The sequence below is a fragment of the Streptomyces sp. NPDC111516 genome (assembly GCF_055635345.1).
Genome location: NZ_JBVKBV010000012.1, coordinates 165,075 through 191,977 on the forward strand (window position 1 = coordinate 165,075; position 26,903 = coordinate 191,977).

Consider the following 26,903-nt stretch of genomic DNA (forward strand, 5'->3'; position numbering starts at 1 on the left):
CTGTCGTCCGTAGGCAGTGTCCTGCCTCCCACCCGAACGATGCAGTCGCAGAGTAACACGGACGCATTACTGTGAACAGAGCTTACAAAAGCGGAGTTTGATGTACCGTCAGGACATGCGGTCGAGCCGCCGCAGGAGGGCTCGCGACCGGCCTCGGCGCGGATCGTCCGCGTCCAGGATGCGCTCCTCGTCGTCGGCGAGGCGGCGCAGCAGCTCCGCCGCGGGATGCAACTCCCCCATGCGTACGAGAAGGACCGCGATCTCATAACGCGTGTCCAGTACGGCCGCATCGGCCGGGCCGAGGAGGCTGCGCTGCCCCGCCAGGACGGACTTCAGCTCGTCGAGGGACTCGCGGGTGCGGCCGAGGTCTCCGGTGCACAGGGCGGCACCGACCCGGGCGGCGAGGAAATCCGCGCGAGCGAGGCCGGGGGCGTCCAGAAGTTCCCGGTACGCCTCCAGCGCACGGGCAGGGCGGCCGGAACGGCGCAGGGCGGCGATTTCCGCCAGTCGCGGGTGCGTGAGCTCCTTCACCGTCGGTGCCGGGGCCCACGCCGCCAGCAGCGCCCGGACCTCGGCCGCCGAGGCGGGCCTGTTCTCCGGCTTCTTCTCCAGCAGGCTCCCCACCAGGTCCTTCAGACCACCGGGGATACCGGACCGGCGACCGGAGAGCGGTGGCACGGGCTCGTTCGCATGCTGGTGGTACAGCATGAACAGGCTGCCGTCCGTGAACGGCGGCTCACCGGCCAGCAGTTCGTACAGAACGCAGCCGAGCGAGTAGAGGTCGCCGGCCGGCACGGTTTTGCCGACCGCCTGCTCCGGTGCCATGTAGACGACAGTGCCCGGCGTGGCGTTGGAGGCGGTGAAGCGGGTTTCGCCGGGGCGCGGGTCGAGAGCGGCCGCGACACCGAAGTCCAGAACCTTGATCCCGCCGGAGGGAGTAACCATCAGGTTGGACGGTTTGAGGTCACGGTGCACAACCCCCTGACCGTGCGCGTAGGCAAGGACGCCGGCGACACTCCCCGCGATGCCTGCGGCGCGCTCGACTGCGAGCGCGCCTTCTTCCTTGAGCACCGAATCCAGGGCCCGGCCCGGGACGAGTTCCATGACGAGGTACAGCTCCCCGTCGTGGCTGCCGTGGTCGTACACGGCCGGGATGCCGGGATGATCGAGACGCGCGGTGAGCCGGGCCTCCCGGAGGAATCGGCGCTCCAGCATCGTGGGCTCGGACTCGCGTCCCCGTGCCGCGAGGAGCTTGACCGCCACCTCACGGCCCTGCCCGCCCTCGCGCGCCGCCCACACGACGCCCATGCCTCCTCGGCCCAGCTCGCGCGTGAGCTCGTACCGTCCAAGGCTTCGCCGCATTGCGCCCGTCCCCAGTTCCGGCGCCGCCGACGCCTGCCACACCCCTATGACCGGGGCAGCGCGGCGCACCCGGTCAGCGGTGCAATCCTCTCACCGATCACAGCGGCAGGGGCCCTTGCGGGACGACGAAGGGGCGGCGGGGGTCCTCGGGCAGAACCCGGCCGGTGGCCAGTGCGGGGTCGGAGGACGGAAGGTAGGGCGCGAGGGCCGCGTACACCTCGGTCGCCGAGGACGGCCGGTCCTCCGGGCGCTTGGCGAGAAGGCCGGTCACGAGGTCCTGGAGCGGACCCGGCACATCCACACCCGATTCTCCGATGAGTGGCGGGACCGCCGTCAGATGGCGGGAGGCCAACAAGGAAGGCTGGTCGGTCGAGAACAGCGGGGTCCCGGTGAGCATGTGATGCAGCAGGCAGCCGACCGCGTAGAGGTCGCTGCGGCCGTCGATGCGACCGCGGCCGGAGAGCAACTCGGGCGACGCACAGAGGATGTTGCCGATCCCCTCCCCGGTCATGGTCAGTCGCGGGTCCGCATCCACGAGGGACTTGACCAGACCGAAGTCGAGGATCTTGACGACGCCGTCGCGCCGGACCATGACGTTCTGCGTCTTGAGGTCCCGGTGGACGAGACCGGCGGCGTGTGCGGCGGACAGTCCGGCGCAGAGCTGGGCGGCGACAGCGGCGGCCGAGGACACGTCGAACCGCTGGTCATCCTGCTGGTCGAACAGGTACTCCAAGGTCGTGCCGTCGACCAGCTGCATCACCAGACAGCACGTCTCGTCCGTGATGGACGCGTCGTACACGGCGGTGATGTTGGGATGGTCGATACGGGCGGCGGCCCGCGCCTCCCGCCGGAAGCGGGCCATCGCCTCGTCGCGGCTGCGAGGGACGGCCAGCAGTTCCGACGCGATGGTCTTCACCGCCACGGGCCGCTCCAGGCAGAGATCGCGCCCCTGCCACACCTGCCCCATGACACCCCGCCCGAGCACCGACTGAAGTCGATATCGGTCACACAGCGTCATTCCCGGCACAAACGCCTCCACACCTTCCGCCCTCCACACGATTCACACACCGACAGCACAAGTCGAGCTTGTGAACAAAGTCAATGACCGTAGTAGCCTGCAATCCACCGCGGCCACCGGGACGCCGACCCGCCCAGCCCGCCAAGGATCCCCGGAGACCCCTCGATGAGTACATCAAACCCCGTACCGGTCAGCCTGGCCGAGATCGCCCGGATCGCGGGGGTGGGGCGGGCTGCCGTGAGCAATTGGCGCCGCCGCCACGACTCGTTCCCCGCGCGCATCGGTGGCACGGATGTCAGTCCGCAGTTCTCACTGTCCGAAGTCGAACGGTGGCTTCGCGACAATGGAAAGCTGACGACCGCCGGAGGCCGCGAATTCCTGTGGCCGCGGTTCGAGGCGCTCGGCAGCCGGGAGGAGTCGGGGCTCGCCATCGCCGCGGCGGCGCGCCGCATGCGTGCCCCTCGGGCTCGCGGCACGGCTTCGAAGCTCCCCGCCGAAGCAAGGGATCTGGCAGGCGCGGCTGCGCGGCTCGGGCGCAACGAAGGGCCGCGCGAGACGTTCGAGTTTCTGCTGCAGCGATGGCTGGACACCCACGTACGACAGCTCAGCACCACTCCCCCTCAGCTGGCCGCGCTGATGGCCCGGATCGCGCTCGACACCCGGATCACCGATGGTGAGGGCGGACTCACCGTCTTCGATCCGGCGTGTGGCACGGGGCACCTGGCAACGGCCGCGGCGCATGCGTATGACGGTCCGGGGCTGGTCCTGCTGGGCTGCGAGCGCGAGCCGGCTCTCGCCGCCCTCGCCTCCGCCCGCCTCGACTTCGCGACCGAGGGCCGGGACGTCCGCACGGAGATCGTCACCGCCGACGCGCTGCGCGCCGACCCGTTCGCCGGTCTGCGAGCCGACATCGCCCTGTGCAACCCGCCGTTCAACGAGCGCGACTGGGGATATGAGGAACTCGCCACCGACCGGCGCTGGACACACGGCCTGCCGCCCCGGACCGAGCCAGAACTGGCCTGGGTCCAGCACCTGACAGCCCACCTCCGGCCCGGCGGCAGCGCTGTGATCGTGCTCCCTCCGGCCGTCGCTTCCCGCAAGGCCGGTCGCCGCATCCGCGGGTCCCTGCTGCGCACGGGACTGCTCAGGGCCGTGGTGGCGCTGCCGCCGGGCTGCGCACAGCCTCACAGTGTCTCGCTCCAGCTGTGGGTTCTGCGAGCCGCCCCCGACAACTCCCCCGCGAGTCCGGGCGCCCAGGACGCACTCCTGATCGACGCGACACACGCCGGAAAGCCCGGTACACGCGAGCAGGGACCCGACTGGGAGGCTCTGACCGCCTTCGTGCTCTCCGCCGTGTCCCGGCTCGACAGGCCGGATCGGGAACTGCCCGAGGACACCGTACGAGTATCTCTTCTCGACCTGCTGGACGACGAGGTCGATGTCACCCCGGGCCGCTACACCGCGTCGGGAAGCGAACTGACGGGCGTCGAACTCACCGCCTCGTGGCATGAGTTGACCGACTCGCTGGGTGAGCTGACCGAACTGGCAGCGCACCTGTCGAAGCTCGGCCTGACGGGCTCGGAGCCTCGGACCACAGTCACCGTGGGGGATCTGGTCAAGGCGGGGGCCCTCACCCTGCATGCGGGCCAGCAGCCGTCGGACGCCGCACCACCCGGTGATTCCGGTACGCCGCTGCTCACCGTCCCCGACCTGTTGATGGATGGCACCCCGAGCAGGCTGCTGCCGCCCGGCGCCGCCCAGACCGTGGCCGAAGAGGGTGACATCGTGGTCGCCGGGGTCGTTCGCGCGTTCAGGGCATGGGTTCACGAAGGTCCGCCGATCGCCCTGGGCCCCCAGCTGTACGCCCTGCGCGTGGACCGGGAGATGCTGGATGCCCATTTCCTCGCCGGATGCCTACGTGCACCGGCCAACGGACGCCAGGCCGGCACGCACGCCTCCAGCTCGTCCCGGGTGGACATCAGACGGCTCCAGGTGCTCCAGCTCCCCCTGCATGAGCAGGCTGCCTACGCCGACACCTTCCGCCGCCTCACGGACTTCGAGAGACTGCTGAAACGGGCGGACGATCTGGGCAAGGGATTGGTGAACGATGTCGGCGACCGGCTCGCCGCCGGCGGTCTGGCAACCGCGCGCAACGGCTAGGACGCCGCATCCGGCACCCGACACCATCCGGAAGAACGACTGCGCTCCCCGAAGACCCCCCAACGTTTCCCAACGCGCCGTGTCGGTAAGCGCTCTGATGGGACATCATCGAATCGTGCGGGGAAAAGCCGGGCACGTGGTGCCCGCACCATACGGAGGAGGCGCGGAGTGCGTAGTCGGATGCGCGCAACGGATGGACGGCATCTGGTCGTGGAGCATTTCGGGGATACCTGCGGCAGACCGGTCTTCCTGCTGCACGGAATGCCCGGCAGCAGGCTCGGTCCGGCTCCGCGCGGCATGGTGCTGTACCAGCGCAAGACCCATCTGATCACCTACGACCGGCCGGGATACGGCGACTCCGACCGACTGCCGGGCCGCTGTGTCGCCGATGCTGTCCAGGACGTGCGGGCGATCGCGGACCACCTCGGGCTGGAGCAGTTCGCCGTGGTGGGCCGCTCCGGTGGCGCCCCGCATGCCCTGGCCTGCGCCGCGCTGATGCCCGAGCGGGTCACCCGTACCGCCGCACTGGTCGGGCTGGCCCCCCGGGATGCCGACGGCCTCGACTGGTTCGAGGGCATGGCCGCCTCCAATGTGCTGGCGTACTCCACCGCGGCGGCCGATCCGGACGGACTCGCGGAGTCGTTCATCTCGCGGTCCGCGGTGATCAGGAAGAACCCGGTCCGGCTCATCGACGATCTGCGCCGGGATCTGACCGAATCCGACCGGATGGTGGTCAACGACGCCGGGGTCCGCACCATGCTGCTGCGCAACTACCGTGAGGGGCTGCGCACTTCGGCATGGGGATGGATCGACGACGCGATCGCGTTCAGCTCTCCATGGGGATTCGACCCCGCGGACATCACCGGCCCGGTGATGCTCTGGCACGGCGAGAAGGACGTGTTCACGCCGGTGGGCCACTCGCGCTGGCTGGCCGGGCGCATCCCGAACTCCACCGTCGTGGTGGAACCGGCGGCCGCGCACTTCGACGCGCTGCACGCCCTGCCCAGCATCCTCAACTGGCTGCTGGAACCGGCCACCTGCCGAGAGCCCGTCGGGTGACCTACGAACAGGGAGCGTCCGGCGGCGGCCGGACGCTCCCTGCGCTCATACCGCCATCGGTTCCAGTTCGCGCTCGAAGCGGCGCTCGTCCCGGGCGATCCGGCTCATCGGATGGTCCTCGCCGAGCTGCCGGGACAGCTCCTCGACCGTTTCCGCCCGCAGCCGCATCGCCTCGTCCTTGCGCCCCATCGCATCGAGCGTGACCGCCATGTTCGACATCATGGCCAGCGTCTCCGGGTGGTGCGCCCCGAGGACGCCCCTGAGCTGTCCGGCCACCTTCCGTTCGGTCTCCAGCACGATGTCGAGGTTGCCCGTCTCGGCTGTCGCGTTGGCCAGGTTCATGACGCAGAACAGGGTGTTGGGGTGCTCCGGCCCGTACGTCTCCCGCATCGAAGCGACCACCCGGGTCAGCACCCGCTCCGACTCCTCCACCTCGCCGGCCCCCAACAGGTAGACGCCGAGGTTGTTCAGGGCGGCCAGGGTGTACGGGTGCTTCTCCCCCGGCACCTTCACATACTGGTCGACGACCTCCTGCGCGGCGTTCCTGGCCTCGGTGGTCTCGCCCGCCGCGTACAGGTCGGCCGCCATATTGAGGTCACAGGCCAGCGACTCCGGGTTGGCGGCGGTGTACTTGGCCCGGTACCTGGCACGGGTGGCCACCGTGAGCCTGCGGGCGTCCTCCAGTCTGCCCGCCCGGCGCAGCGACACCGCCAGGCTCTTCGCCGCGCTCAGCGTGCCGGGGAAGGCCCGGCCGAGCGTTGCCTTGTAACTGTCGTACGTGCGGCTGAGGATGCCGACCGCGTCCTCGTACCGCCCGACGTCACGCAGGTCGCGGGCCAGGTTCATGGCCGAGGAGAGGCTGTACGGGTGCTCCGCGCCGAGCACCTCGACCCGCTTGTCGAAGACGTCCTGGTCGATCTCCCTGGCCCTGGCGTACTGCCCGATGGACCGCAGGGTGAACGCCAGGTTGTTGGCCGCAGCCAGGGTCCTCGGGTGCGAATCGTGGAAGATCTGGTTGAACCCGTCGGTCGCCTCCGTCGCCAGCTCGATGGCCCTGGTGTACTCACCGAGCGTGCCGAGGTCCGTCGCCAGGCTGCTGGTGGTCATGTACGTGTGCGGATGCTCCGGGCCCAGGACCTCCTGCTGCATCGCCAGGGTGATCTCGTCGAGCTCCCTCGCCTCCACATAACGGCCGCGTGAACGGTAGACGTTGGCGAGGTGGAAACAGAGGTAGAGGTACTGGATGTCCCGCTCCCCCAGCGTCTCCTTCCAGAGGGCACGCAGCTCCTCGCCGAGAGCAGCGGCAGTCCTGAAGTCACCTCGCTTCCAGAGATAGCGGATCCGGTCGATCAGCAGCCTGCGGGCCTCGGGGTCCTTGCAGTTGCGGGCGTCGGACGGGCCGAGGTGCGGCCAGATCGTGGCGAACTGCGGCCAGCTCGCGGGGTTGTCGATCGGCTCGTTCTCGTCGTCGGGCCGGGCGCCCGCCAGGATGCGGTGGACGGCGTGCCGCGCGTCCTGCTGCTCCTGCTCGCTGAGCTGTGCCCGGATGACGGCCTGGACGAGCCGGTGCACCTGGATGGAGTTGGAGACCTGGTCGACCTTGGCGAGGGCGAACCGGCCGATCTCCCGGATGACCCGGCCCAGCACCAGCTTCTCCTGGAGCGAGGCGTCGTACGGCTTCAGCGCGTCGATCATCTCCTTGCTGTAGAGGAGATTCCCCGAGATCGGCTCGGGCGCGAAGAAGGCACAGAGCTGGAGCAGCCGCACAGCGGCGGGCGAGCGCTCCTTCAGCCGCTGGATGGAGATGTTCCAGGTCGCCGCGACCGGCTCCGGGTAGCCGGCCGGCTGGTTGAGCGCCAGGACCTCGGGGGCCTGCTGCGCCAGCTGTTCCAGATAGGTGTCGATCGGGGTGGCGGTCTCCGCGATCCAGGCCGCCGCCTGTTCGACAGCGAGCGGCAGGTCACCGACCGCGGTCGCCACCTGGGCGGCGTCCTCCTCGCTCAGCCCCGGGGCCCGGCGCTGCAGGTGTTCGATGGACTCCTCGCGCAGGAAGACGTCGACGGGCAGCGCGTCGCCGTGCTGGGACCAGGCCTGGTTGCGGGAGGTGACCAGGATGTGTCCGGAGCCGCCCTGCGGGAAGTAGCGCCGGAGCCGCTCGGGGTCGTCGGCGTTGTCGAAGACCAGCAGCCAGCGGTCCGAGGGCACACCGCGCCGCAGCAGGTCCACGGCCTCCTGGGACGCGGCCGCCATGTCGTCGCCGCCCTGGGCGCCCAGCCGGACCGCGAGCTCGGCGAGCGCGGCCACCACGTCGTCGGTCTGCTCGGACGAGATCCACCAGACCAGGTCGTAGTCGGCCATGAAGCGGTGCACGTACTCCAGCGCGACCTGGGTCTTGCCGACGCCGCCGAGTCCGTACAGGGTCTGCGGCTGCGGCAGCACGACGGCCATGCCGCCGCCGAGCTGGTCGCGCATCCGCTCCAGGACCATGGAACGGCCGGTGAAGCCGGGGTTGCGCGGCGGCGCGTTCCAGATCCTGGGGACGGTGCCGGGGAAGCGCGGTCCGGGCGACACGGCGTCGGTGAGCTGTACGGGCCGGTCCAGGGCGCGCAGCAGCGCCGCGGTGGCGTGCACCTCGTCGAGCCGGAAGAGGTCGACGGGGTTGCGGTCGATGTAGGGCGCGGACAGCCGTACGTCACCGACCCTGAGCGGCAGCAGATGACGCCGGCCGCCGCCGGGGTCCTCCGCCACGGCCCGGTCCCAGAGGTTCACCGCGCGCTGCGACTTGAGGTAGGCGCTGGAGAGCAGCACCACGGTGCGGGTCGCGTTCTCGGTGGTGATCTCCGCCGGTTCCATGGTCTCCCGCTCCGCGGAGACGTCGCGCGGTACGACACGGAACCCGGCCCGGGTGAGCACGGATTCGATCCAGTCGGCCCACATCCGGTTCTCGGCCACGTAGCTGAGGAAGAGATCGGCGGGCAGCGCGGGCCTGCGCCGGGTGAACGCGTCACGGATGCGCAGCCGTACCTCTTCGCCGACCTGCGGCATCGAGGTGATCTCCTGGTCGGTGATGACGGAGGTCAGCCGCTCGAAGGCGGAGAGCAGCGAGTTGGTGAGACCGGCCTCGTCGCCGAAGGTGGCGAGGGTCTCCTCGTACGCGTAGTAGGGGCGGTACGGAATCTCCACCGCGCCCCAGTACGCGGTGAGTTCGTCGCCGGACAGATCGCGTGGCAGCCGGTCGAACTTCAGCCGGGCCAGTGCCCGTCCGGCATCGGCCTTCTCCTTCTCGCCCTCGTCGATGCGCATCGGGACGGGGAAGATGGAGATGGGGCGGCCGGTGTAGCGCTCGGAGATCTGCCGGGCGACGGAGGCGGCGCCGTCGATCGACTGGTCGCTGAGGGTGAAGCAGTCGACGAGGACGTCCGGCAGGTGGACGGTACAGATGTCGGCGATGTCGCTGAGGCCGGTCCGGCTGTCGATCAGGACGTAGTCGTAGTTGGCCTTCATGTCGTCGCGCAGTGCGTCGAAGAAATGGCCGCCGCCGAGCCGGTCGTAGAAGTTGTCCCAGTCGAAGGTGGAGACGGTCGCGGAGTATTCGCGGTTCTGCCGGCCGGCGGAGACGAAGTCGAGGGTCCCGCCGTGCGGGAACTCCCAGCCGAGCGCCTCGGGTGTGAGCGACACGGCGTGCGGCTGGATGCGGGCGTAGTCGCGGTGCCAGTCGTCGGCGCGCTGCACGGGGCTGGTCGCGGCCCACGCGTAATCGGTGATCAGATCGATGACGCCGGTGGTGGCACCGAGGGTCGAGGGGTCCAGGAACGGGTGGAAGAACCGGTGGAGCCCCGGTGCCTCCAGGTCCCAGTCGACGGCCAGTACCCGTTTTCCGTTGGCCGCGAGTATCCAGGCGGTGTTGGCCAGGGCCATGGTGCGCCCGGTGCCGCCTTTGTACGAGTAGAAGGTGACGATGCGCCCGTCACGACTGGCCGTCATCCGTGTCCTCCGCATCCGTCGCAGGGTCGTGTGTCTCGGGGATGTCGTTCATCTGCGCCATCGGCCCCATCAACCGTGTCCGTTCGGTGTGTCCGCCGCCGGTGGCGGGCGGGTAGACCGTCGCGTGTCTGAGGTACTGCTGGGCCGCCACTTCGACCACCTGCGGCAGGATCCGCCCGAAGGCGTCCATGCTGGGTACGCCTTTGGCGGCGACGCGGCAGTAGGCCCGCCCCTGACTCATCTTGGCCGGCATGGTCTGTTCGAGCTTCTCGGTCAACTCGGCCTCGGAAGCCCTGCTTTCGGGGTCCTCACGGTTCCACGGCACGACCATCGTCACCCAGGGGCGGTTCTCGGCGTCGAAGGCGGCGAGCCGCCTGCGCCGCTCCTCGTCCTGCAGGGCCCAGCGGTCGACGAGCAGGATCTCCGGCCTGCTGGGTGGCTGTTTGCCCTCCGGGTGCCCGGACTCCTCGTCGAAGGAGGAGACGGTGACCTGGTAGTTGAGTGAGCGCACCAGGTCCTGGGCGACATAGGCCAGGGGACGGGCGGCGACCGGGTGGTAGGGATTCCAGTCCTGCGGACTGTCGCCGTAGTACTCGGCGTTGCGCCCCTCGGGCAGGTCGTGTCGCGTGGGGGCGGCGATGGTCACCTGCATGGGGCGGGGTCCGCCCACTCCGCTGTCCGGACGGCCGAAGGCACTCGGGGCCAGCCTGTAGTCGACGGGGCGGCCGGTGCCGAGCCTTATGGTGTCGGCGACTGTGACTATGCGCTTGGCGAGTTCGTACACCGCGCGCTCGTACTCCTCCTCGAAGAGCTTGAGTTTGATCAGCCCGTACAGCCCGTCACTGACGTAACGGTCGCCGAAGTCGCGGTGGTTGAACTGTAATCGCTCGGCCGGTCCCGGAAGCTGGCTCGGTGGTACGGGCACCCAGAGCGCCGGGACGATCGCCTCGGCGCTCTGGTTGGAGCGGGCCATGTGGTGGATGGCGCGCTGGGCGAAGGCGTACCACTCCTTGCCGCACATCTCGCTGGCGAAGTAGCGCGGGGAGAACAGCGGAACGAACACCCGGCAGGTGGCGAGCGCCTCACCGAGCCGTTCCGACCAGCCCTCGCCGGAGCGTATCTCGCGGTCGATGAACCCCGCGGGCGCGCCCGCGGGCAGATCGGTCAGGGCCATCACATGGCCGCAGAGATCCTGAAAGAGGCGCTCGACCCACATGTCGGGGTCCGTTCCACCGCCGTACCCCGGTGTATGCGCATAACTCAAGAAGAAGTACGGCCGATGGTCCGCCGCTCGCTGCTGCGTTGTTGCGTGCACACGACCCCCGTCCTGTGTGAGCACCCGCACCCGAGGAGTGATAGTGAATGCGAGCGAATTCATCATTCCGGAGCGGACGTTGCTCCACCCCCATGGCGTTCGGTCATTCAACGCCTTTTTTCAGTCATACGTTCCCAGGTTCCGTCGATCATTCCTTGATCGAATCGCGTCTGCGCCTGTTCCTCCCAGTTGTCCTGTGCGTACGGACGGCCCCGACCGAACCGGAATGCGATCCTCAGATCTATTTCCGCATCCGGTCCAGCAGCCGTTTCCCACCGATGGTCAGTTCGGCGGCACCTTCCAGAGCGTCGAGGGCCTGCGGTACGCCCTCCAGAAAGCGCGGGTCGAAAGCCGCCAACGCCATCCGCTCATAGGTGTCGGCCAGCAACCGGGAAAACGGAACTGGTTCTTCCTGCCAGGGCATCCGATGTTCCCAGGAGCCGTCCGCCGCGTAAAGATCCGTGACGTCTCGAAGTGCCCGCAATTCGGCCCGCCGGAATCCGCGCAGCAGAGCGAACGCCAGTTCCTCGGAACTGCCGTCCGGGGCGATCCCCAGCGCGCCGTATCCGTGCCGCCCGACGCAGGGCTCCGCCGGCGCCAGGCCGATCAGCGGGGTGAGGGTGGTGAGACGGCCGGCCATCTCCTCGGTGCGCCCGGGCGCCTTCGCCTCGATGAGCGTCCAGGCCTCGCCGATCCTGGCCGCCAGGCCGGCGGCGGCCCGGTCGTCGAGCGCGTCCGCGGCGGGCAGGGAGAAGCAGGCGCGGTACGGGTCGAGGTCGTCGAGCACGAAGCCGGGCGTCGGGATCCGGCGCAACGGCCGCCAGCCGGGACCGACCGCCTCCGGCCGTACGATGCGGCGCTCGGTCGCGTCGCCGCCTTCCCGCCGGACGAGGAAGCCGTCCTCGGTGGCGTGCACGAGCGCCGTGCCGTCCTCCCCCGCGTCCGCGATCCTCAACTCGCCGAGACCGGGGAGCAGGATCCGACCGCCCGAGAAGGTCACCCGTGCGGGCAGATCGAGGCCGGTCCGTACGACGACGGCCGCGAGGCACGCCGACATCCGGCGCGCCACCCGCACGGCCCCGGGCCGCTCGTGGACCAGCTCCATCGCGTCGAGCAGCCAGGTGCGGGTGTACGGGTGCGCCAGCACCTCGTCCAGGCCGCGGGCCCCCTCCTCGGACGCCTCGATGGTGGCGGCCAGCTCCCAGGCGGCCGCCCACTGCTCGCCGCCGCGCTGTCCGATGTCGGCGTTCAGCAGGGCGAGCAGGGTGCGGGTGAGGTCCTGCTGGGCGGCGAGCAGTTCGACGGGCTCCGTCACCGCGGGCGCGACGAGGACCGCCGCCGTACGCGCCTCGATGCCGCGCACCAGGGCGGCCAGATCGGCGCAGTACACGGACGGGTTGTCGAATGCGTCGGACGGCCCCGTGGAGCGGTACCGGTGGGTGTACAGGCCGCCTCCGCACGACCGTACGACGGGGCATTTTCGGCAGGTCTCGCTGACGCCGGCCAGTCCGAGCTGGCGGGCCCGCACCCCGGGGTGGGCCGCGACCTCGTCGAAGGCGTGGGTGAAGACATCGAATCCGGTGGCTGCCGCGCCTTCGTAGGCGCTCTTGAGCGAGTCGACCTGCTCCAGCTGGCCGTCGGTCTCGACGACGACGAGGTCGGTGGGCGCGAGCCCCAGGGACTCGGTGAGGCTGGGGCCGCCGGTCAGCGTGGACAGTACCGAGGAGAAGAGCCGCACCGGCACCGGGCGTCCCCGCTCCTGCCAGTGGTCGAAGGCCGCGAGAAGCCAGTCGGCGTAGGCGGTGGGTGATCCGTCCGGGCGGGGCGGCGGATCGTCCCAGGTGGCGTGCGGGAGCAGGAAGTCGATGAGCGGCGGGTCGAGCTCGGCGAGCGCGTCGAGAACGGCGCGCGGGTCGTTCTCGATGTCGACGGTGCACAGGAGCCCGAGATAGAGATGGCGGTAACGCTCCTGCCGGAGCAGCTCGACGGCCTTGAGGACCAGGGGGTGGCTGCTGCGTCCGTCGGCGTAGCGGCGGTGCCGGTCGTTGGCGGCCCGGTCACCGTCGAGGGAGATGCCGACCCTGACGCCGAATTCGTCGAAGAGGTCGAGATAACGCGGGCTGAGCTGGAGTCCGTTGGTGTGGATACGGAGGTCGAGCTCCGCGATGCCTTCGAAGGCCGAGGTGAGCTCTTCGCAGACGCGCCGCAGTCGGGTGGGCCCCGCCAGTAGAGGCTCCCCTCCGTGCAGGATCACTGACACGGAGGGCAACGCATGCGTTTTGGCATGCTCGGCCAGGCGCTGAGCTGTCCGGAAGATGACGTCGTCAGAGATTGCTTTAGGGCGGGTACGCCAACTCTGATCTGCATGTTCGTAGACGTAGCAATGATCGCAGGCAAGATCGCACCTGCTGTGCACTTTGAGCACAATTTCGCGGAATGGGACCAGGGGTCCTGTCATTCCCTCAGTCTAGCCAGCATGCAACGCGAATCAGAGCGCAGAGCTGAAGGTCGATGCCTGGGTGTGGCGATCGGTCGAGGCCGAAAACACCCGGCCAAGCTTCCTGGTGGCTTCTGCGGTGCGGGTGTCGATCTTGGAGAGCGGCACCGGGTTCTTCTTCGCAACAGCGAAGGGGCGAGGGGATTCAGAGATCTTCACGGCCGTCCTTGAGGGGAGTTTTCCGGATCATGGAGAAAAGCAGCCAGTTTCTGTACGACCACAGTGCCCGGCGGCACGACTTTACCCCCCTCAACCGGCGAGCGCACCGCAACGATCTACGCTTTCACGCCAGTGCCGTACACGCCGCGGAGGGCGTCAGCCGGCCGCCGGGGCGGCCCTGTCGGTCCATACGCCCTTCATGCAGTCCAAGGTCCGCTCGTGGGTGTCACCCACGACATCCGTGACCCTGACCCGCACGTAGAGCGACTGGACCCGTTGGGCGAAGGACTCGGAGAACGCGCCCATCAACACCGTGTCATGGCCTCCTACGGCTCCTACCAGGGGGAACCCCGCGCCGAACCCGATGAGCCGGAAGTCCTCCCCGACGGCGAATCCGGCCTCGGTCAGTGCGGCCACGGTGTCGGAGACGCTGCTCCACGGCGCGTCGGCGGAGTCGTCCGCACCCTTCATGACCACCCTGGTGTCCCACGATTCGATCACGGCCATGTGCTGGCCGCCGTTGAGTATTCCGACGCGCCACGCAGGCGCTTCCGTCGCCAGCAGTCCCTTCGTCCAGGCGGCCCGCCAGCCCAGGTACGGCCTGACCGTGCGGGCATACTGCGCCCGGGCCAGTACGGCCCCCATCGAGACCGCCAGCAGACTTCCCAGCACCTGCCCGTCCATCAGCTGCAGACGCCACGGCCACTCGGTCCGCGCCCCGGCCGTCACGTTGGTCCGGACCGCTTCCCAGACAAGCAATGCGGTCAGCAGACCGAGGAGCACGAGCGGCGTGGTGAACAACAGAGGGCTTCGGCGGATCCGTCGTTGAGCGCCGGACAGCGGATCCGCGTTCTCCTCGTATGCCTCACTCATCCCCGGTCCCCCGTCAGTTGGTCGCGAGGCACGTGCCGGACAGCAACCCGCCTCACCACAAGGTCAGTTGGACCACACTGCCACAATGTCCCGGATCGCACGAGGGGGCCTTCCCGGGGACCGAAAAGCGCCGTTGCCGCCCCAGGTCCATTGCCGTGCCCGACAGCACACCTCTACGCTCATGCACCCCATCCAACTCACCGAACGAGCATGCCCATAACCGCAGACGGGGGTGAACATGACGGCGATTCCCGGACCGCTCCAGAGCATGGTGTTCAGGAACGCTGATCTGCCGGAGCTCTTCCACCACACGGACGCGATCGCCATCGCAAGCCAGCGGGAGGCCGTGAACACCACCCGCGTCCAGCTGATCCTGCTGGTCATGGGCGCGATGCCGGCTGCGGTGCCCTGGCACGCAGAGGTGGCCGGCGCACTTCAACTAACCGACATCATCGGCGTGTTGGCCTATGCGGGCGTCCTGATCACGACGTATCTCACCGCCCGCCGCAAAGCAAAGTCGCAATGGCAACTCAACCGGTCCGCCGCGGAGTTCATCAAGTCGATGTGCTGGCGCTATTCGGTGCACGGCTCGCCTTTCGACACCCGCATCCAGCACCCGGAGGCGATGTTCGCGAACCGCCTCGAAGAGGGCCTTCAGGAGCTCCGCAAGGTGGGGTGGACCGACCCCCGCGACCTGACGGCGGATTCGGGCGGGCTGATCACGGACTCCATGCGCGAGTTGCGGAACAAGGCGTTCACCGTGCGCAAGGAGACGTACGTACGGGACCGGCTGATCGAGCAGCGCAGTTGGTACCGCAGGCGCCAGGAGGTGTCCCGGCGGGCCACCCTGGTCTGGTCGACCACCATTGCCGTACTGACGGCGCTCGCCCTGGTGTTCGCGCTGTTGAGGACGTTCTCCGTCACCCAGTCCTTCGCTCTGACGGGAGTGCTGTCGGCCGCCGCGGCGGCCTGTCTGGCCTGGAGCGAGATGCGTCGCCACCACCCGCTGATTTCGGCGCACTCGCTGGTGGAGCAGGATCTGGAGTCGATGCAGGTGGCGATGGAGACCACATTGACGGAGCAGCAGTGGCCGCGAGCGGTCTTCGAGACCGAACGCATCGTCTCCCCGCAGCACACCGACTGGCTTGCGCGGCATCAGATGTGATGGTATGTCAGATCTGCGGTGCCGGTTCGCCCGGTCGGGCACGAACGGCCGCGCGAGCCGGTCGGCGTCAGCGCTCCACGCCCTCGCGCCAGATCACGGTCACCGGACGGCCCAGGTTGCGGGCGTACGTCACGATGTCACCCGTGCCGCCGAAGCCTCGGGCCGGCTTTCCGTCCCATACGGCGAGCAGCCGGTCGCAGTGGTCGGCGATGTACGCGCCCGCCGCGTAGTACGCCTCGTCGGTGGAGTGTGGGTAGTCCAGCCGGACTTCCCGGACCGCCCGGTTCTTGAGGGCCTGATAGCGGGCGAGTTCGGTCGCGTCGGCGAAACTGGATTCGTAGTCGCCGCTGGGGATGACCACGGTCAGATCCGCGCCGCGGGCCAGGGCCAGATCGGCGAAGAGCTGGTCCGCTCCCACCGCCAGGCTGGAGAGGGCCTCCAGGGAGCCTTCGAGACCGCAGAGCGCCGCCTGCAACCCGGCCAGCACATGAACACGGGCCTCTTCCGGAATGCTGCGATGGCCGGTCACTCCGATGCGTTTCACGGACCTGGAACCCCCTGAGGTGTCTGCGGGGGTCCCCGGAGGGCATCCCTCCGGGAGGCACAGCATCCGCCCCCGTTTGCTCCTGCTTGACCGACCTGCCCCACATTCTCTCAAAAGCCGTGGGGTGAACGGGAGCCCTCGCCCAGGATTCGGGCGAGGGCTCCGTCTCGGTCGACTGCGTGTTCCAGGGGCGGACCGGGGTGGTGGAGCGTCAGTTCAGGGTGACCCCGTACGCGCTGAGTGCCTTGGTGACCGGCTGGAAGTACGTGGTGCCACCGGAGCTGCAGTTGCCACTGCCGCCCGAGGTGAGACCGATCGCCTTCGAGCCGGAGTAGAGCGGACCGCCGGAGTCGCCGGGCTCCGCACACACGTTCGTCTTGATCATGCCGTAGACGATGTCGCCGTTGCCGTAGTTGACCGTGGCGTTGAGGCCGGTGACGCTGCCGCTGTGGACGCCGGTGGTGGAACCGCGGCGGGTGACGGACATGCCGACCGTGGCGTTGGCCGCTCCGGTGATGGTGACGCTGCCGACGGTGCCCGGGTGGGCGAGCGAGGCATTGTCGTACCGCACCAGGCCGTAGTCATTGGTCGGGAAGCTGGATCCGACCGTCGGGCCGATCTTGGTCGTGTTCGAGGAGTTGGTGTACCAGGGCGGGTTGCCGTCGGTGCAGTGACCGGCGGTCAGGAAGTAGTAGGTGCTGCCGCTGTGGACGTTGAAGCCGAGGGAGCAGCGCCAGCCGGGGGCGTAGATCGCGTCGCCGCCGGAGATCAGTTTGCTGAGCTTTCCGGCGGTGCGCTCGATCCGCACGGCGTCGGCGTTGGCTCCGACGGACTGCTTGATCTGCTTGATCTCGGCCTGCGAGACCGTGCTGTCCGCGGTGACCACGAGGGTGTTGGTCGCCGGGTCGATGCTCCAGGCGGTCCCCGCGACATCGGCGCCGAGCACGGCGTCGCTCGCGGCGGAGAGCTGTTTGGCGCTGAACGTGGTGGCGGTGTCGGCTTGCGCCGTGGGGATGGCGAGCGCGGCTACGGCGATCAGGCCTGCGGCGATGGCGACAGCCCTGCTGCGTCTTGCGGTGCCGCTGAGGGGGGTGGTGCGCTTGATCCTCACTTTTCATTCCTCCCGAAAGGAAATCGAGGGTCCGCCTGTGGGGTGGTCGGACCCGTGAGGCGCAGTCGTTCGCACGGCGGCATGCCCGCGTTCCGGAATGCCGTGCTCCTGACAAGCGCTGATCGGGAGTATTCAAGGCGTCAACTTGTGGCGCAAGAGGGCCTTCTGGCCTGAACTTGTCGGGCTCACGGGGCGGCCCCGGCAGCACATGGGCTGCCGGGGCCGTTGTCCGGGGCGAAATGGGGGTGCGTCAGCCGTCGATACGGTTCCGCTCGCCCGCCTCGACTGCGATGGGCAGGGTGTTGCCGGGCGGCGGGAAGGGGCAGATGAAGTGGTCCGCGAAGGCGCAGGGCGGCAGCAGCGCGCGGTTGAGGTCGACCGTCACACTGCCGTCCTCGGACGGGGCCGCGGGCCGCAGGAACCGGAAGCGGTAGCTGCTGTTCCCACTGGTGACATCTGCGAAGACCGCCCAGAGCGAGCCGTCGGGCTCGACCGCGACCTGCAGCGTGTATTCCGTACCGTCGATCTCGAACGCGATCTCACCGCCCAGTCCGAGGCCCCGCTCGACCCCGTCGGCGTTCTCGACCCGGATCGTACGGGCGGTGTCGTACGGGCGGAACGCGCCCGGCAGCGCCCAGCGGGGGTTGTACGGGGTGGCCTCGATGGCCCGGAAGGCACGCCGCGCGGCGGAGTCCGGGTCGAAGTCCCGTACCGCCCAGAGCCCTTCGCGGCTCAGCACGACCAGCCGCCGCTCGCCGTGCGCGACGCGGGAAGCGTCGATCGGGCCGCGATCGGCGGTGAGGCGGATCCGGCCGGTGAAGGGCTTGCCGTCGACGGTCAGGCCGTCCGCGGCGGCGGCGCTGAGCACCAGCTCCTCGCCGTCCTCCCGCCACTGCCCGGGCACTCCCGGGACGTGGCCGTCCGGGTGGTCGGAGAGCCAGTGGGTGCCGGTGAGGGAGAGCGGTCCGTAGGGTGCGGCGACCGTGGCGGTGCGCGCCTCGTGCCAGTCTTTCCAGTCCTGCGCCGCCTGCTCGGAACCGTGTGGCTGCTGTGCGTCCGTACTCATGCGCTCAAGCCTTCCATACCGGCTCGGCGAGCCCGAGATGCGCCCGCAGCGTGGAACCGGGAGAAGTCGATCCGGCTCCTGGAACGGGGGGTCCGCCCAGACCGTTCGCCTGCGGGCAGGTCCGGGCCGGGCCCGCGGAGTACCGCCGCCGGGTCCGCGAAGTCCCGCCCGGCCCGCGCCGCCGGAAACCGCCACTCAGCAGCTGCAGTCACACCCGCAGTCGCAGCAGTCGCACGAATCGCAGCAGTCCCCACAGTTGCTGCAGCAGTCACACGCCTCGCAGCAGTCGCAACCATTACACAGCCCCTCGCGGCGCCGATGGCTCCAGGGGTCGTTGAAGGTGCCGCAGCACATCTGACAGGTGCAGGCCAGCCCCGCCCACACCAGGCAGCCCGCGATCAGCCCGCGCCGGTCGCGCGGCGGCTCGGGCGGGGGCTGCGGCGGGCCGACGGGGCTGCCGGGGCCCGGTGCGTACGGATTGCCCGGCGGTGGGCCGAAGGACCCGCTCTGCCGCGTGCCTGACGGAGCGACAGTTCCGTCCAGTACCAGGCCTTCCGCCCGGTGCGAGCACGCCGTGGTGCCGAACGCCCGGTCCACCGACTGCCGCAGTTCGTGCACCAGCAGCACGTGGGCCAGCTTGTCGTCGGTGAATTCCGCGTCGCGCAGCGCAAGCCGTACGCCGCGTAGCGCGTCGTCGCACAGCCGCCGGGCCTCGGTCCGCGACGTGCCGGTCGCGGTGAGCGGATTCCAGGCACCCGACGCGGCGTCAGCTTCCTGGTCCTCCACGGCGTCCAGCAGATGGGCGAGGCGTCCGAAGAGCCGGCCCGCCTCGGCCAGCGGTTCCGCGTTCTGCGGCCTGCCCGCGAGTATCGCGGTGTGGGCGAAGGCGGCCGCGGTGGCGGTCTCGGTGGGCTCGGTGACCGTGAGCAGCGGGGTGCCGGGGCCGGCGAGCAGTTCGATGCCGGTCTGCCGGTCGACGGCGTCGACGAGCAGTGCCGTATCGAAGCCGAGCTGTGCGCCGGTGCGCGCGCCCGCCCGGTCCCACCCCGCGGCGACCCGGCGCGCGGCGGCGGCGACCGGACGGCGCTTCAACAGCCCGTCTCCGTCGGCGACGTGGTCCCGTACCTTCGCCGAAGCCAGCACCAGGGAGACGGCGGCGGCCAGCCTGGCGCCCTCGCCGCGGGCGACCGGCGCGGTGCGCATGGCGCGCAGCGGGCAGGGCCCCGCGGTGCGTCGCCATCCGGTGGTGCGCTCGGACTGAGCCTCCGTCAGGACCGAGACGATCAGGCCGTCATAGTTCGTGACGATCCGGGCGAACTGTCCGTGGTCCGAGCGAAGTGCGAGGCAGAGCCCGCAGAGATGGGCCATCCACTCGGTTCTGAGCCCCTTGGACAACCGGTGCGTACAGGGCCTGACGATTCCGAACACGACGATCCCCCGAGAGTCGTTCACCTGTGCGCCGAGCTCGTGCGCACGCACGACGTGCATCGTATCGAGCGTCCGGTTCACCCGTACGTCCCTCACGTCACCCGTACGGACCGGCGCATCATATTTTCTTTCTTCCAGGCCCCTGATGCAGGAGGAACCTTGACGAACCGCCACATCTTCTGCACCAGTACCGTCACGAATCCCCTGCGCGCCGACTATCCACTTGGCGCACGATCCGCATCATGGACGACCATAGGGACACGAAAAAGATGCGGAACACCACGGAACCGCGGTGAGAGGAGGCGTCCATGGGATCGGTGCGCAAGGCGAGTGCCTGGCTGGGCCTCGTAGAGGACAACGACGAGCGGTACTACGACGACGAGTACGCCGAGGGGGCGCAGACCGGGACCGGTCAGGCCTGGGTGACCGACCCCCGGGTGCAGGTGGCCTCCGAGACGGCCGAGGAGACGGGTCGCCGGATCGCCACCGTCACCCCGGACAGCTTCCGGGACGCGCGGGCCATCGGTGAGCTCTTCCGGGACGGCGTCCCGGTGATCGTCAACCTCACGACCATGGACCCCGCCGACGCCAAGCGCGTAGTGGACTTCGCCGCGGGGCTGACCTTCGGCCTGCGCGGCTCGATCGAGCGCGTGGCCACCCGGGTCTTCCTGCTGACCCCGGCGGACACCCGGGTGGTCAACGGCGAAGCCGTCGGCCGGCCGGCCGACGGCTTCTTCAACCAGAGCTGAGCAGGGCGCTCGCCGGACCGGTCTACCGGAACGCGTCGAGACCGGTGAGCGCCTTGCCCAGCACCAACTGGTGCATCTCCACGGTCCCCTCGTAGGTGAGCACCGACTCCAGATTCGTCGCATGGCGCATCACCGGGTACTCCAGCGAGATCCCGTTGGCGCCGAGGATCGTGCGCGAGGTACGGCAGATCTCGATCGCCTCCCGCACATTGTTGAGCTTTCCGAAACTGACCTGCTCCGGGCGGAGCCTGCCGGCGTCCATCCGACGACCCAGATGGTGGGCGAGCAGGATGCCCTTGTGCAGTTCCACGGCCATGTCCGCGAGCTTGGCCTGGGTGAGCTGGAAGCCGCCGATCGGCCTGCCGAACTGCTCCCGGGTCCTCGCATAGTCGAGGGCCGCCTCGAAGCTGGCGCGCGCCGCGCCCATGGCTCCCCAGACGATGCCGTAGCGGGCATGGCTGAGACAGCTGAGCGGACCGCGCAGACCGGTGACCCCGGGGAGTACGGCATCGGCCGGCAGCCGTACCTCGTCGAGGACCAGTTCGCTGGTGACCGAGGCGCGCAGGGACCACTTGTGCTTGATCTCGGGAGCCGAGAAGCCCGGGGTGCCGGCCGGCACGACGAAGCCGCGGATTCCGCCGCCCGCGCCGCCCTCGTCGGTCTGCGCCCAGACGACGGCGACCCCGGCGACCGAGCCGTTGGTGATCCACATCTTGCGGCCGGTGAGCACCCAGTCCTCGCCGTCGCGCTTGGCGTACGTACGCATCCCGGCCGGGTCGGAGCCGTGGTCCGGCTCGGTGAGGCCGAAGCAGCCGATGATCTCGCCGGCCGCCATGCCCGGCAGCCACTGCTGCCGCTGCTCCTCGGAGCCGAAGCGGTGGATGGCGTACATGGCGAGCGATCCCTGTACGGAGACAAGGGAGCGGATTCCCGAGTCCGCCGCTTCGAGTTCCAGGCAGGCCAGTCCGTACTGAACGGCGGTGGCGCCCGCACAGCCGTATCCCTGGAGGGACATGCCGAGGGCGCCGAGCGACCCGAGTTCGCGGGCCAGTTCGCGGATGCCGGGCAGCTCGCCGTTCTCGTACCACTCGGCGATGTGCGGCAGGACCCGGTCGGTGGCCCAGTCGCGGACGGTTTCGCGGATGGCGAGGTCCTCGGTGCTGAGCAGATCGTCGATGCCGATCGGGTCTGCGATGTCGAAGGGCGGGAGCTTCGAGGACTCAGTGGTGGACATGAGGGTGCCTCCGGCGGCTCGGACGATGCTAAAACTAGCGGTGTTAGTTATGGCGTCGTACCGACGTTACGGCTCAGTGTCCCGCCCGTCCAGAGCCGGTCGCCTCGGCGGGTCGTCGGCGCCGGGCGGGTATCTGGAGCGGTCGCTGCGCACATCCTGCGACGGGCGCCTCCTGCGGACCGTGGAACTCCGGCGCCTCGCTCGCGTCGGCCTCGTGAGGTTCGCGGAGAACCGGCGACAGGCACTCCATCATCCGCGGCAGCCGCAGCGCGGCAAGCGCCCCGATCAGCAGCAGAGCCGCGCTGACCAGCAACGTGACATGCAGCCCGGTGATGAAGGAATGGCGGGCCGTGGAGCGCAGCGTCTCGCCCAGCGGACCGCCCAGCCGGTCCGCCACCTGGTAGGCCTCCCCGAGCGAGTGGGCGGCGGCCGCGCCGTCGCCGGCGGGGACACCCGCCGCGGGAAGTTTCGCGAGTCCGGGGGTGTAGGCGGCGTTCATGACGCTGCCGAGCAGGGCGATACCCATCCCCGCGCCCAGCTGGTACGAGGTCTCCCCTATCGCCGCCGCTCCGCCCGCCCGGTCGGCCGGTGCCTCGCTGAGCATTGATTCGTACGCCCCGAAGAGCGTGGACTGGAGCCCGAAGCCGAGTGCGACGAAGGCCGCGGTCAGCAGGCCGGGGCGGTCGTGCTGCCCCATCGCCGTCAGGACCAGCACCGAGGCGGCCGTGAGCACGAATCCCCAGCCGACCATCCGGCGCGGCCCGATGCGGCGCAGCGTGTACGAGCCGGTGGCGCCCGCGGCCATGGCCGCGAAGGTGAGCGGCAGCAGCCGCAGTCCGGTCTCCAGCGGACTCAGTCCGAGGACGAGCTGGAGGTACTGCACCGCTATCAGTTCCAGCCCGACCAGGGCGAGCATCGCGAGGACGATGCAGCCCACCGCCGTGGAGAAGGCGGGCCTGGCGAACATCCCGATGTCGATCAGCGGATGCGTACGGCGCTTCTGACGGCGTACGAAGACGATGAGCAGTACGGCCCCGATCAGCAGCGGGGCCAGCGTGGCCGGGCTCAGCAGCCCCCCGCCGGTGCCCGCCCGCTTCACCCCGAGGACGACCCCGAGCACCCCGGCTGCGGCCATCAGCGCACCGAGCACATCCCACGGGCCGTCGTCACTGCCGCGCGACTCGGGCAGCAGCAGGCGGCCGACCGGAAGGACCAGGGCCATCAGCGGGACATTGATCAGAAAGACCGAGCCCCACCAGAAGTGCTCGACGAGGAAGCCGCCTATGACCGGTCCGGTGGCGGCGCCGACGGCGGCGACCGCGGTCCAGACACCGATCGCCACGGCCCGCTCGCGGCGGTCGGGGAAGACCTGGCGGAGGATCGACAGCGTCGCGGGCATGATCATCGCGCCGCCGACACCGAGCAGGGCGCGGGCCGCTATCAGTACGCCTGGACTGTCGGCCAACGCGGCGACCGCGGAGGCGATGCCGAAGAGGGCGTAGCCGAGCAGCAGGATGCGGCGTCGGCCGACCCGGTCACCCAGGGTGCCGAAGAGGATCAGCAGCGAGGCGCAGACCAGCGGATAGGCGTCCACGATCCAGAGCAGCCCGACGGCGCTGGGCCGCAGGTCCTCGGTGAGGGCGGGGATGGCGACGTGGAGCACGGTCGCATCGAGCGCGACGAGCAGCAGGCTGAGGCAGAGAACGACGAGGACGACCCATCGGTTGGCACCGTCGGCGGCTGGGCGCAGCCGGAATCGGGCTCTGGTCGTCCCGGACATGCATGTACCTCCCAAAAGGTCCCTCGCGCTCGGCGGGCCAGCCGGGAACGCAGCGGTTCGCTGTCCCGGGGCCCGGCATCGACGGGCGAGTGATCCGTCAGCGTACGCGAGTTCGGAGCACTCACACGTGGTCCACCTCATACCTCGATGACCCGTGAAGTGTGGCGTACGCCACGCCAGGCCGCCGCTCCGGACCCCTCGGACCTGCACGGACCTGCACGGACGACCCTCCGCACCCGGCACAGAAGGTACTCGGGGTCATGCCGCGAGCACGCGCCGGGCCCGCACGGAAGGCGCTCGGTGACCGGACGGATACGGTCCGCTTCGCCTCCCCGGACGCCGGAGAAATTCATACCGACACCTCCTGCGCTTTTCCGCCCGCACCCAAACACCCTTCCGAAATGAGTGCGAAATCAATAGCGCAGAGACTCATCGAGGCACTTATTCGGATCAGAAATTAAGGACCGACTGAGACATAGTCCACATCACATCGTCATCACAAAGAGACCGGATCGACCGGTTCCCGCACTAACTCGCTGTAACGTCGATTGGGTGCGTACCGACATCTTTGCCCGCCTGGACCGGGAGCCGGAGCCGCCGAAGATAGAGCCACCGCGGATGAGCCGTCACCGCATCGCTCTCTTCTGCGGGACGTTGGCGTTCTATCTCGCCATCGTCGTTGCCGTGCTGACCTCTTCCTGGCTGGTGAGCCTGGACTGGAAGGTCATGCTCTTCCGGCCGTATCAACAGTGGCCGGAAATCCATGCCTTCCTCGACTACTACATCGTGCTCGGCCAGCGCGGCCCCACCGCCACCATGGTCGCCTGCTGGCTCGGCTGGCGCTCCTGGCGGCAGCACACGATGCGGCCCCTGCTGATGCTCGGCGCCTCGCTGCTGCTGCTCAATGTGACGGTCGGCGCGGTCAAGATCGGCCTGGGGCGGCTCGGCCCGCACTACGCGACCCAGATCGGCTCGGCGGAGCTCTTCGCCGGCGGCGATATATTTCCGTCGGGCCACACCGCCAACGCCGTCGTGACCTGGGGAATCCTCGCCTATCTGGCGACCACCCCGAGGGCCAGGCGCTATCTTTCGGCCGTCTCGGCGATCGTCTCGCTCGGCGTCGGGCTCACCACCGTCTACCTCGGCACGCACTGGCTCAGCGATGTACTGCTCGGCTGGGCCGCAGGGCTGCTGATCCTGCTGAGTCTGCCCTGGGTCGAACCGCTGATCACCCGGGCCGAGGCCTGGATCTTCGCCCAGCGCGAAGCCTTGCGTGGACGCGGCCGTCCCGTTCCCTCCCTGCCCGTCGCGGCCGGAGGACCCCGGACCGCGGTCCTCCCGCAACCGGTCGGCGCCGCGTCGGAGGCCCCGACGCTGGAGCCGGTCGCCGCCAAAGGACACACGGCGACCACCACGGGCACGGTCGCCGGTACCCGCTCGCGGGCACACCCGGCGGCCCCGTCACATCTGGTGCGCTCGGAACGGACCCCTGTCACCCCGGCCGGCAGCCGCCGCCCACCGCACGCGGACCGTACGCCACGCGGCGGCACGGCCCCGGCCCGCCCGATGTCCGGCGGCTGAACACCCCGGAAGCCGTGGGGCCGGTACGCACAACCGCTGCCCCGCACCGCGAAGGCCCCGACTCCGGTCGGGGCCTTCGCGCGTGCCCGGGGCCCGGGCCGCAGAAATCCTCAGCCCACCCAGCACCGGGTGACGACGGCATCGTCGACCTCGAAGTTGATCCGCCCGGCCTGGAACTCCATGGTGATGATCGCGCCGGGCGGCAGGGATCTGACGCTGGTCCAGCCCTGTCTGCGGGCCCGCTGTTCGGCCGCGTCGACGGCGAGGCCGACGTACGCACCAGGTGTGTCGTCGGGCTGGACCGGAGAGGTCGGGAAGGGTGCCATACCTCTCACCGTAGGCGGCCGCGGACCGCGGCGGAAGCCGGGGCACCGACCGCCGCGCGGCATCCTCACATCCCCTGCCGGTCACGCTTGTGTCACAGGATCACGACACGCCTGTCGCTCGCATCACGCCACCCGAACATGCGGCCCACGACCCGACACACAGTAATCACCCAAGGCAGGAAGCGATCACACGGAAGGCCCGAAAACAAGAAAGAATACCCACTGCCGAGCGGCTGGAATTCTCTCGCCGAATAACCCGCGTAAATGAGCATGCCACCGGGAATTCACGCTTCCTTATGGCAGCCTTATCTTCTGGTCACAAAATCCGGACCACGGACCGGGGAAGCTCCCGCAGCCGCCCGCCGCCGCCCGTATATCGGACAACTCGAACCTCCGCGATGTCGCTGCGAACCATCCGGCCGCCCCTTGATCCGTCCCCGATCGGTCCACTCATCGGTCACAGGACGGCTGTAGTGGCAGCGCTCAGTCCAGGGCCCGGGACAGCCGGTCCCTGGCCACCCTGATCGCGTCATTGAGCTCCGGCGGTTCGACGACCTCGAAGTCGATCCCCAGCAACATGACGTGGATGACCAGCACATCGAGACTCGCGGCTCCGGTGCGCAGCAGACAGTTGTCTGCTCCGTCCGCCTCCAGCACCCCGGCGGACGGAGAGATCCGCTCGGCCGCGTGCTCGATCCCGGCCTTCAGCCGGATCACCGCGCGACTCGCGTACACGGTGGTGGAGATCCCCTTGGAGACATAGGCGGCCAGATCCTCGGCCGGTGCGTCTCGGGGGACGAATCGGGGGCCGTGCGGCGGTGCGGGGGTGATCCGGTCCGCGCGGAACGTCCGCCATCCCGCGCGGTCCAGGTCCCAGGCGACGAGATACCAGCGGCGCTCGGTACACACCAGCCGGTGCGGTTCGACGCTCCGGCGCGATACGGAGCCGGAGTGGTCCCGGTACGCGAAGCGCAGTCGCTCGCTGTCCCGGCAGGCTCCGGCCAGTTCGGTGAGGACACCCGGATCGGCGGTGGACGCACCGGGCCCGCGGAGCAACGGCACTGTGAAGGTGTTCAGCGCGCTCACCCGGCGACGGAGCCGGTCCGGCAGCACCTGTTCGAGCTTGGCCAGGGCGCGTACGGACGTCTCGCCGATGCCCTCGACGCCGTTGCCCGCCGCGGTACGCAGCCCCACGGCGACGGCGACGGCCTCCTCGTCGTCGAGAAGCAGCGGCGGCAGCTGGGCACCGGCGCCGAGCTGGTACCCGCCGCCGGTGCCGGGGCTGGCGTTGACCGGATAGCCGAGTTCGCGCAGCTTGTCGACGTCACGCCGGACGGTCCGCGGGGTGACGCCGAGCCGTTCGGCGAGATCGGCGCCCGCCCAGTCCCGGTGCGCCTGGAGCAGTGAGAGCAGGCGCAGCAGCCGTGCCGAGGTCTCCAACATGGGGCGAGTCTGCCAGGAGTTGCGGACAGCCTGCGTCCGCGATCGGCGC

General features: G+C 69.5%; 20 protein-coding genes. 5 read left to right on the forward strand and 15 right to left on the reverse strand.

The genetic code is table 11. From position 1 onward, the window contains the following. Window positions 1-108: 108 nt before the first annotated feature. Entirely contained in the window at window positions 109-1,362 is a 1,254-nt protein-coding gene (locus ACZ7L9_RS23000) for a serine/threonine-protein kinase (RefSeq protein WP_471417565.1), read from the reverse strand. Window positions 1,363-1,459: 97 nt separating this feature from the next. Then, a complete protein-coding gene (locus ACZ7L9_RS23005; protein ID WP_471417567.1) occupies window positions 1,460-2,380 on the reverse strand; it encodes a serine/threonine-protein kinase in 921 nt (306 codons plus the stop codon). Window positions 2,381-2,545: 165 nt separating this feature from the next. Here ACZ7L9_RS23005 and ACZ7L9_RS23010 point away from each other — a divergent pair, with 165 nt between their 5' ends. Both ACZ7L9_RS23010 and ACZ7L9_RS23015 read left to right on the forward strand, forming a co-directional pair. After that, window positions 2,546-4,540 (forward strand): N-6 DNA methylase, encoded by a 1,995-nt coding sequence (locus ACZ7L9_RS23010; RefSeq protein WP_471417570.1) that lies wholly within the window; start codon window positions 2,546-2,548, stop codon window positions 4,538-4,540. Window positions 4,541-4,720: 180 nt separating this feature from the next. Continuing rightward, window positions 4,721-5,599 (forward strand): alpha/beta fold hydrolase, encoded by an 879-nt coding sequence (locus ACZ7L9_RS23015; RefSeq protein WP_471417572.1) that lies wholly within the window; start codon window positions 4,721-4,723, stop codon window positions 5,597-5,599. Between the two features lie 45 nt (window positions 5,600-5,644). Here ACZ7L9_RS23015 and fxsT read toward each other — a convergent pair whose 3' ends face one another. The 5 genes from fxsT to ACZ7L9_RS23040 form a co-directional block, all read right to left on the reverse strand. Continuing rightward, window positions 5,645-9,583, reverse strand: a complete 3,939-nt coding sequence (gene fxsT, locus ACZ7L9_RS23020; protein ID WP_471417574.1) for an FxSxx-COOH system tetratricopeptide repeat protein — start codon at window positions 9,581-9,583, stop codon at window positions 5,645-5,647. Next, window positions 9,567-10,922, reverse strand: a complete 1,356-nt coding sequence (gene fsxC, locus ACZ7L9_RS23025; protein WP_471417683.1) for an FxsC protein — start codon at window positions 10,920-10,922, stop codon at window positions 9,567-9,569. The genes fxsT and fsxC overlap by 17 nt, the downstream gene beginning before the upstream one ends. A 217-nt stretch (window positions 10,923-11,139) precedes the next feature. Then, entirely contained in the window at window positions 11,140-13,356 is a 2,217-nt protein-coding gene (gene fxsBH, locus ACZ7L9_RS23030; protein WP_471417577.1) for a radical SAM/SPASM protein FxsBH, inactivated beta-hydroxylase extension form, read from the reverse strand. Window positions 13,357-13,386: 30 nt separating this feature from the next. Next, window positions 13,387-13,554, reverse strand: coding sequence for an FxSxx-COOH cyclophane-containing RiPP peptide (locus ACZ7L9_RS23035; protein WP_471417579.1), 168 nt, complete (start codon window positions 13,552-13,554; stop codon window positions 13,387-13,389). 156 nt (window positions 13,555-13,710) lie between these two features. After that, window positions 13,711-14,427 (reverse strand): hypothetical protein, encoded by a 717-nt coding sequence (locus ACZ7L9_RS23040; RefSeq protein ID WP_471417580.1) that lies wholly within the window; start codon window positions 14,425-14,427, stop codon window positions 13,711-13,713. Between the two features lie 238 nt (window positions 14,428-14,665). Between ACZ7L9_RS23040 and ACZ7L9_RS23045 the strand changes: the two genes are divergently transcribed. Further along, window positions 14,666-15,592: a DUF4231 domain-containing protein gene (locus tag ACZ7L9_RS23045; protein ID WP_471417582.1), complete on the forward strand. Its 927-nt coding sequence runs from the start codon at window positions 14,666-14,668 to the stop codon at window positions 15,590-15,592. A 67-nt stretch (window positions 15,593-15,659) separates the two neighbouring features. Here ACZ7L9_RS23045 and ACZ7L9_RS23050 read toward each other — a convergent pair whose 3' ends face one another. The 4 genes from ACZ7L9_RS23050 to ACZ7L9_RS23065 form a co-directional block, all read right to left on the reverse strand. Then, entirely contained in the window at window positions 15,660-16,136 is a 477-nt protein-coding gene (locus ACZ7L9_RS23050) for a hypothetical protein (RefSeq protein WP_471417584.1), read from the reverse strand. Window positions 16,137-16,347: 211 nt separating this feature from the next. Beyond that, window positions 16,348-17,247: an alpha-lytic protease prodomain-containing protein gene (locus tag ACZ7L9_RS23055; protein WP_471417587.1), complete on the reverse strand. Its 900-nt coding sequence runs from the start codon at window positions 17,245-17,247 to the stop codon at window positions 16,348-16,350. A 250-nt stretch (window positions 17,248-17,497) separates the two neighbouring features. Then, the gene (locus ACZ7L9_RS23060; RefSeq protein ID WP_471417589.1) at window positions 17,498-18,313 is read right to left on the reverse strand and encodes a DUF1684 domain-containing protein; all 816 of its coding nucleotides are present in this window, start codon (window positions 18,311-18,313) and stop codon (window positions 17,498-17,500) included. Window positions 18,314-18,508: 195 nt separating this feature from the next. Further along, window positions 18,509-19,741 (reverse strand): DUF5685 family protein, encoded by a 1,233-nt coding sequence (locus ACZ7L9_RS23065; protein WP_471417685.1) that lies wholly within the window; start codon window positions 19,739-19,741, stop codon window positions 18,509-18,511. Between the two features lie 308 nt (window positions 19,742-20,049). Between ACZ7L9_RS23065 and ACZ7L9_RS23070 the strand changes: the two genes are divergently transcribed. Then, entirely contained in the window at window positions 20,050-20,490 is a 441-nt protein-coding gene (locus ACZ7L9_RS23070) for a cell division protein SepF (RefSeq protein WP_471417591.1), read from the forward strand. Between the two features lie 22 nt (window positions 20,491-20,512). On the opposite strand, the gene ACZ7L9_RS23075 is transcribed toward ACZ7L9_RS23070, so the two are convergent. Further along, window positions 20,513-21,724 (reverse strand): acyl-CoA dehydrogenase family protein, encoded by a 1,212-nt coding sequence (locus tag ACZ7L9_RS23075; protein WP_471417593.1) that lies wholly within the window; start codon window positions 21,722-21,724, stop codon window positions 20,513-20,515. A 73-nt stretch (window positions 21,725-21,797) separates the two neighbouring features. Further along, window positions 21,798-23,504 (reverse strand): MFS transporter, encoded by a 1,707-nt coding sequence (locus ACZ7L9_RS23080; RefSeq protein WP_471417595.1) that lies wholly within the window; start codon window positions 23,502-23,504, stop codon window positions 21,798-21,800. Window positions 23,505-24,056: 552 nt separating this feature from the next. Between ACZ7L9_RS23080 and ACZ7L9_RS23085 the strand changes: the two genes are divergently transcribed. Next, window positions 24,057-25,085 carry a phosphatase PAP2 family protein gene (locus ACZ7L9_RS23085; protein ID WP_471417598.1) on the forward strand — a complete coding sequence of 343 codons (1,029 nt, stop codon included), beginning with the start codon at window positions 24,057-24,059 and terminating at the stop codon, window positions 25,083-25,085. Window positions 25,086-25,195: 110 nt separating this feature from the next. Here ACZ7L9_RS23085 and ACZ7L9_RS23090 read toward each other — a convergent pair whose 3' ends face one another. Together ACZ7L9_RS23090 and ACZ7L9_RS23095 are read right to left on the reverse strand one after the other, a co-directional pair. Beyond that, window positions 25,196-25,411 (reverse strand): I78 family peptidase inhibitor, encoded by a 216-nt coding sequence (locus tag ACZ7L9_RS23090; protein ID WP_471417600.1) that lies wholly within the window; start codon window positions 25,409-25,411, stop codon window positions 25,196-25,198. Between the two features lie 483 nt (window positions 25,412-25,894). Then, window positions 25,895-26,854 carry a helix-turn-helix transcriptional regulator gene (locus ACZ7L9_RS23095; RefSeq protein WP_471417602.1) on the reverse strand — a complete coding sequence of 320 codons (960 nt, stop codon included), beginning with the start codon at window positions 26,852-26,854 and terminating at the stop codon, window positions 25,895-25,897. Between the last annotated feature and the right edge of the window lie 49 nt (window positions 26,855-26,903).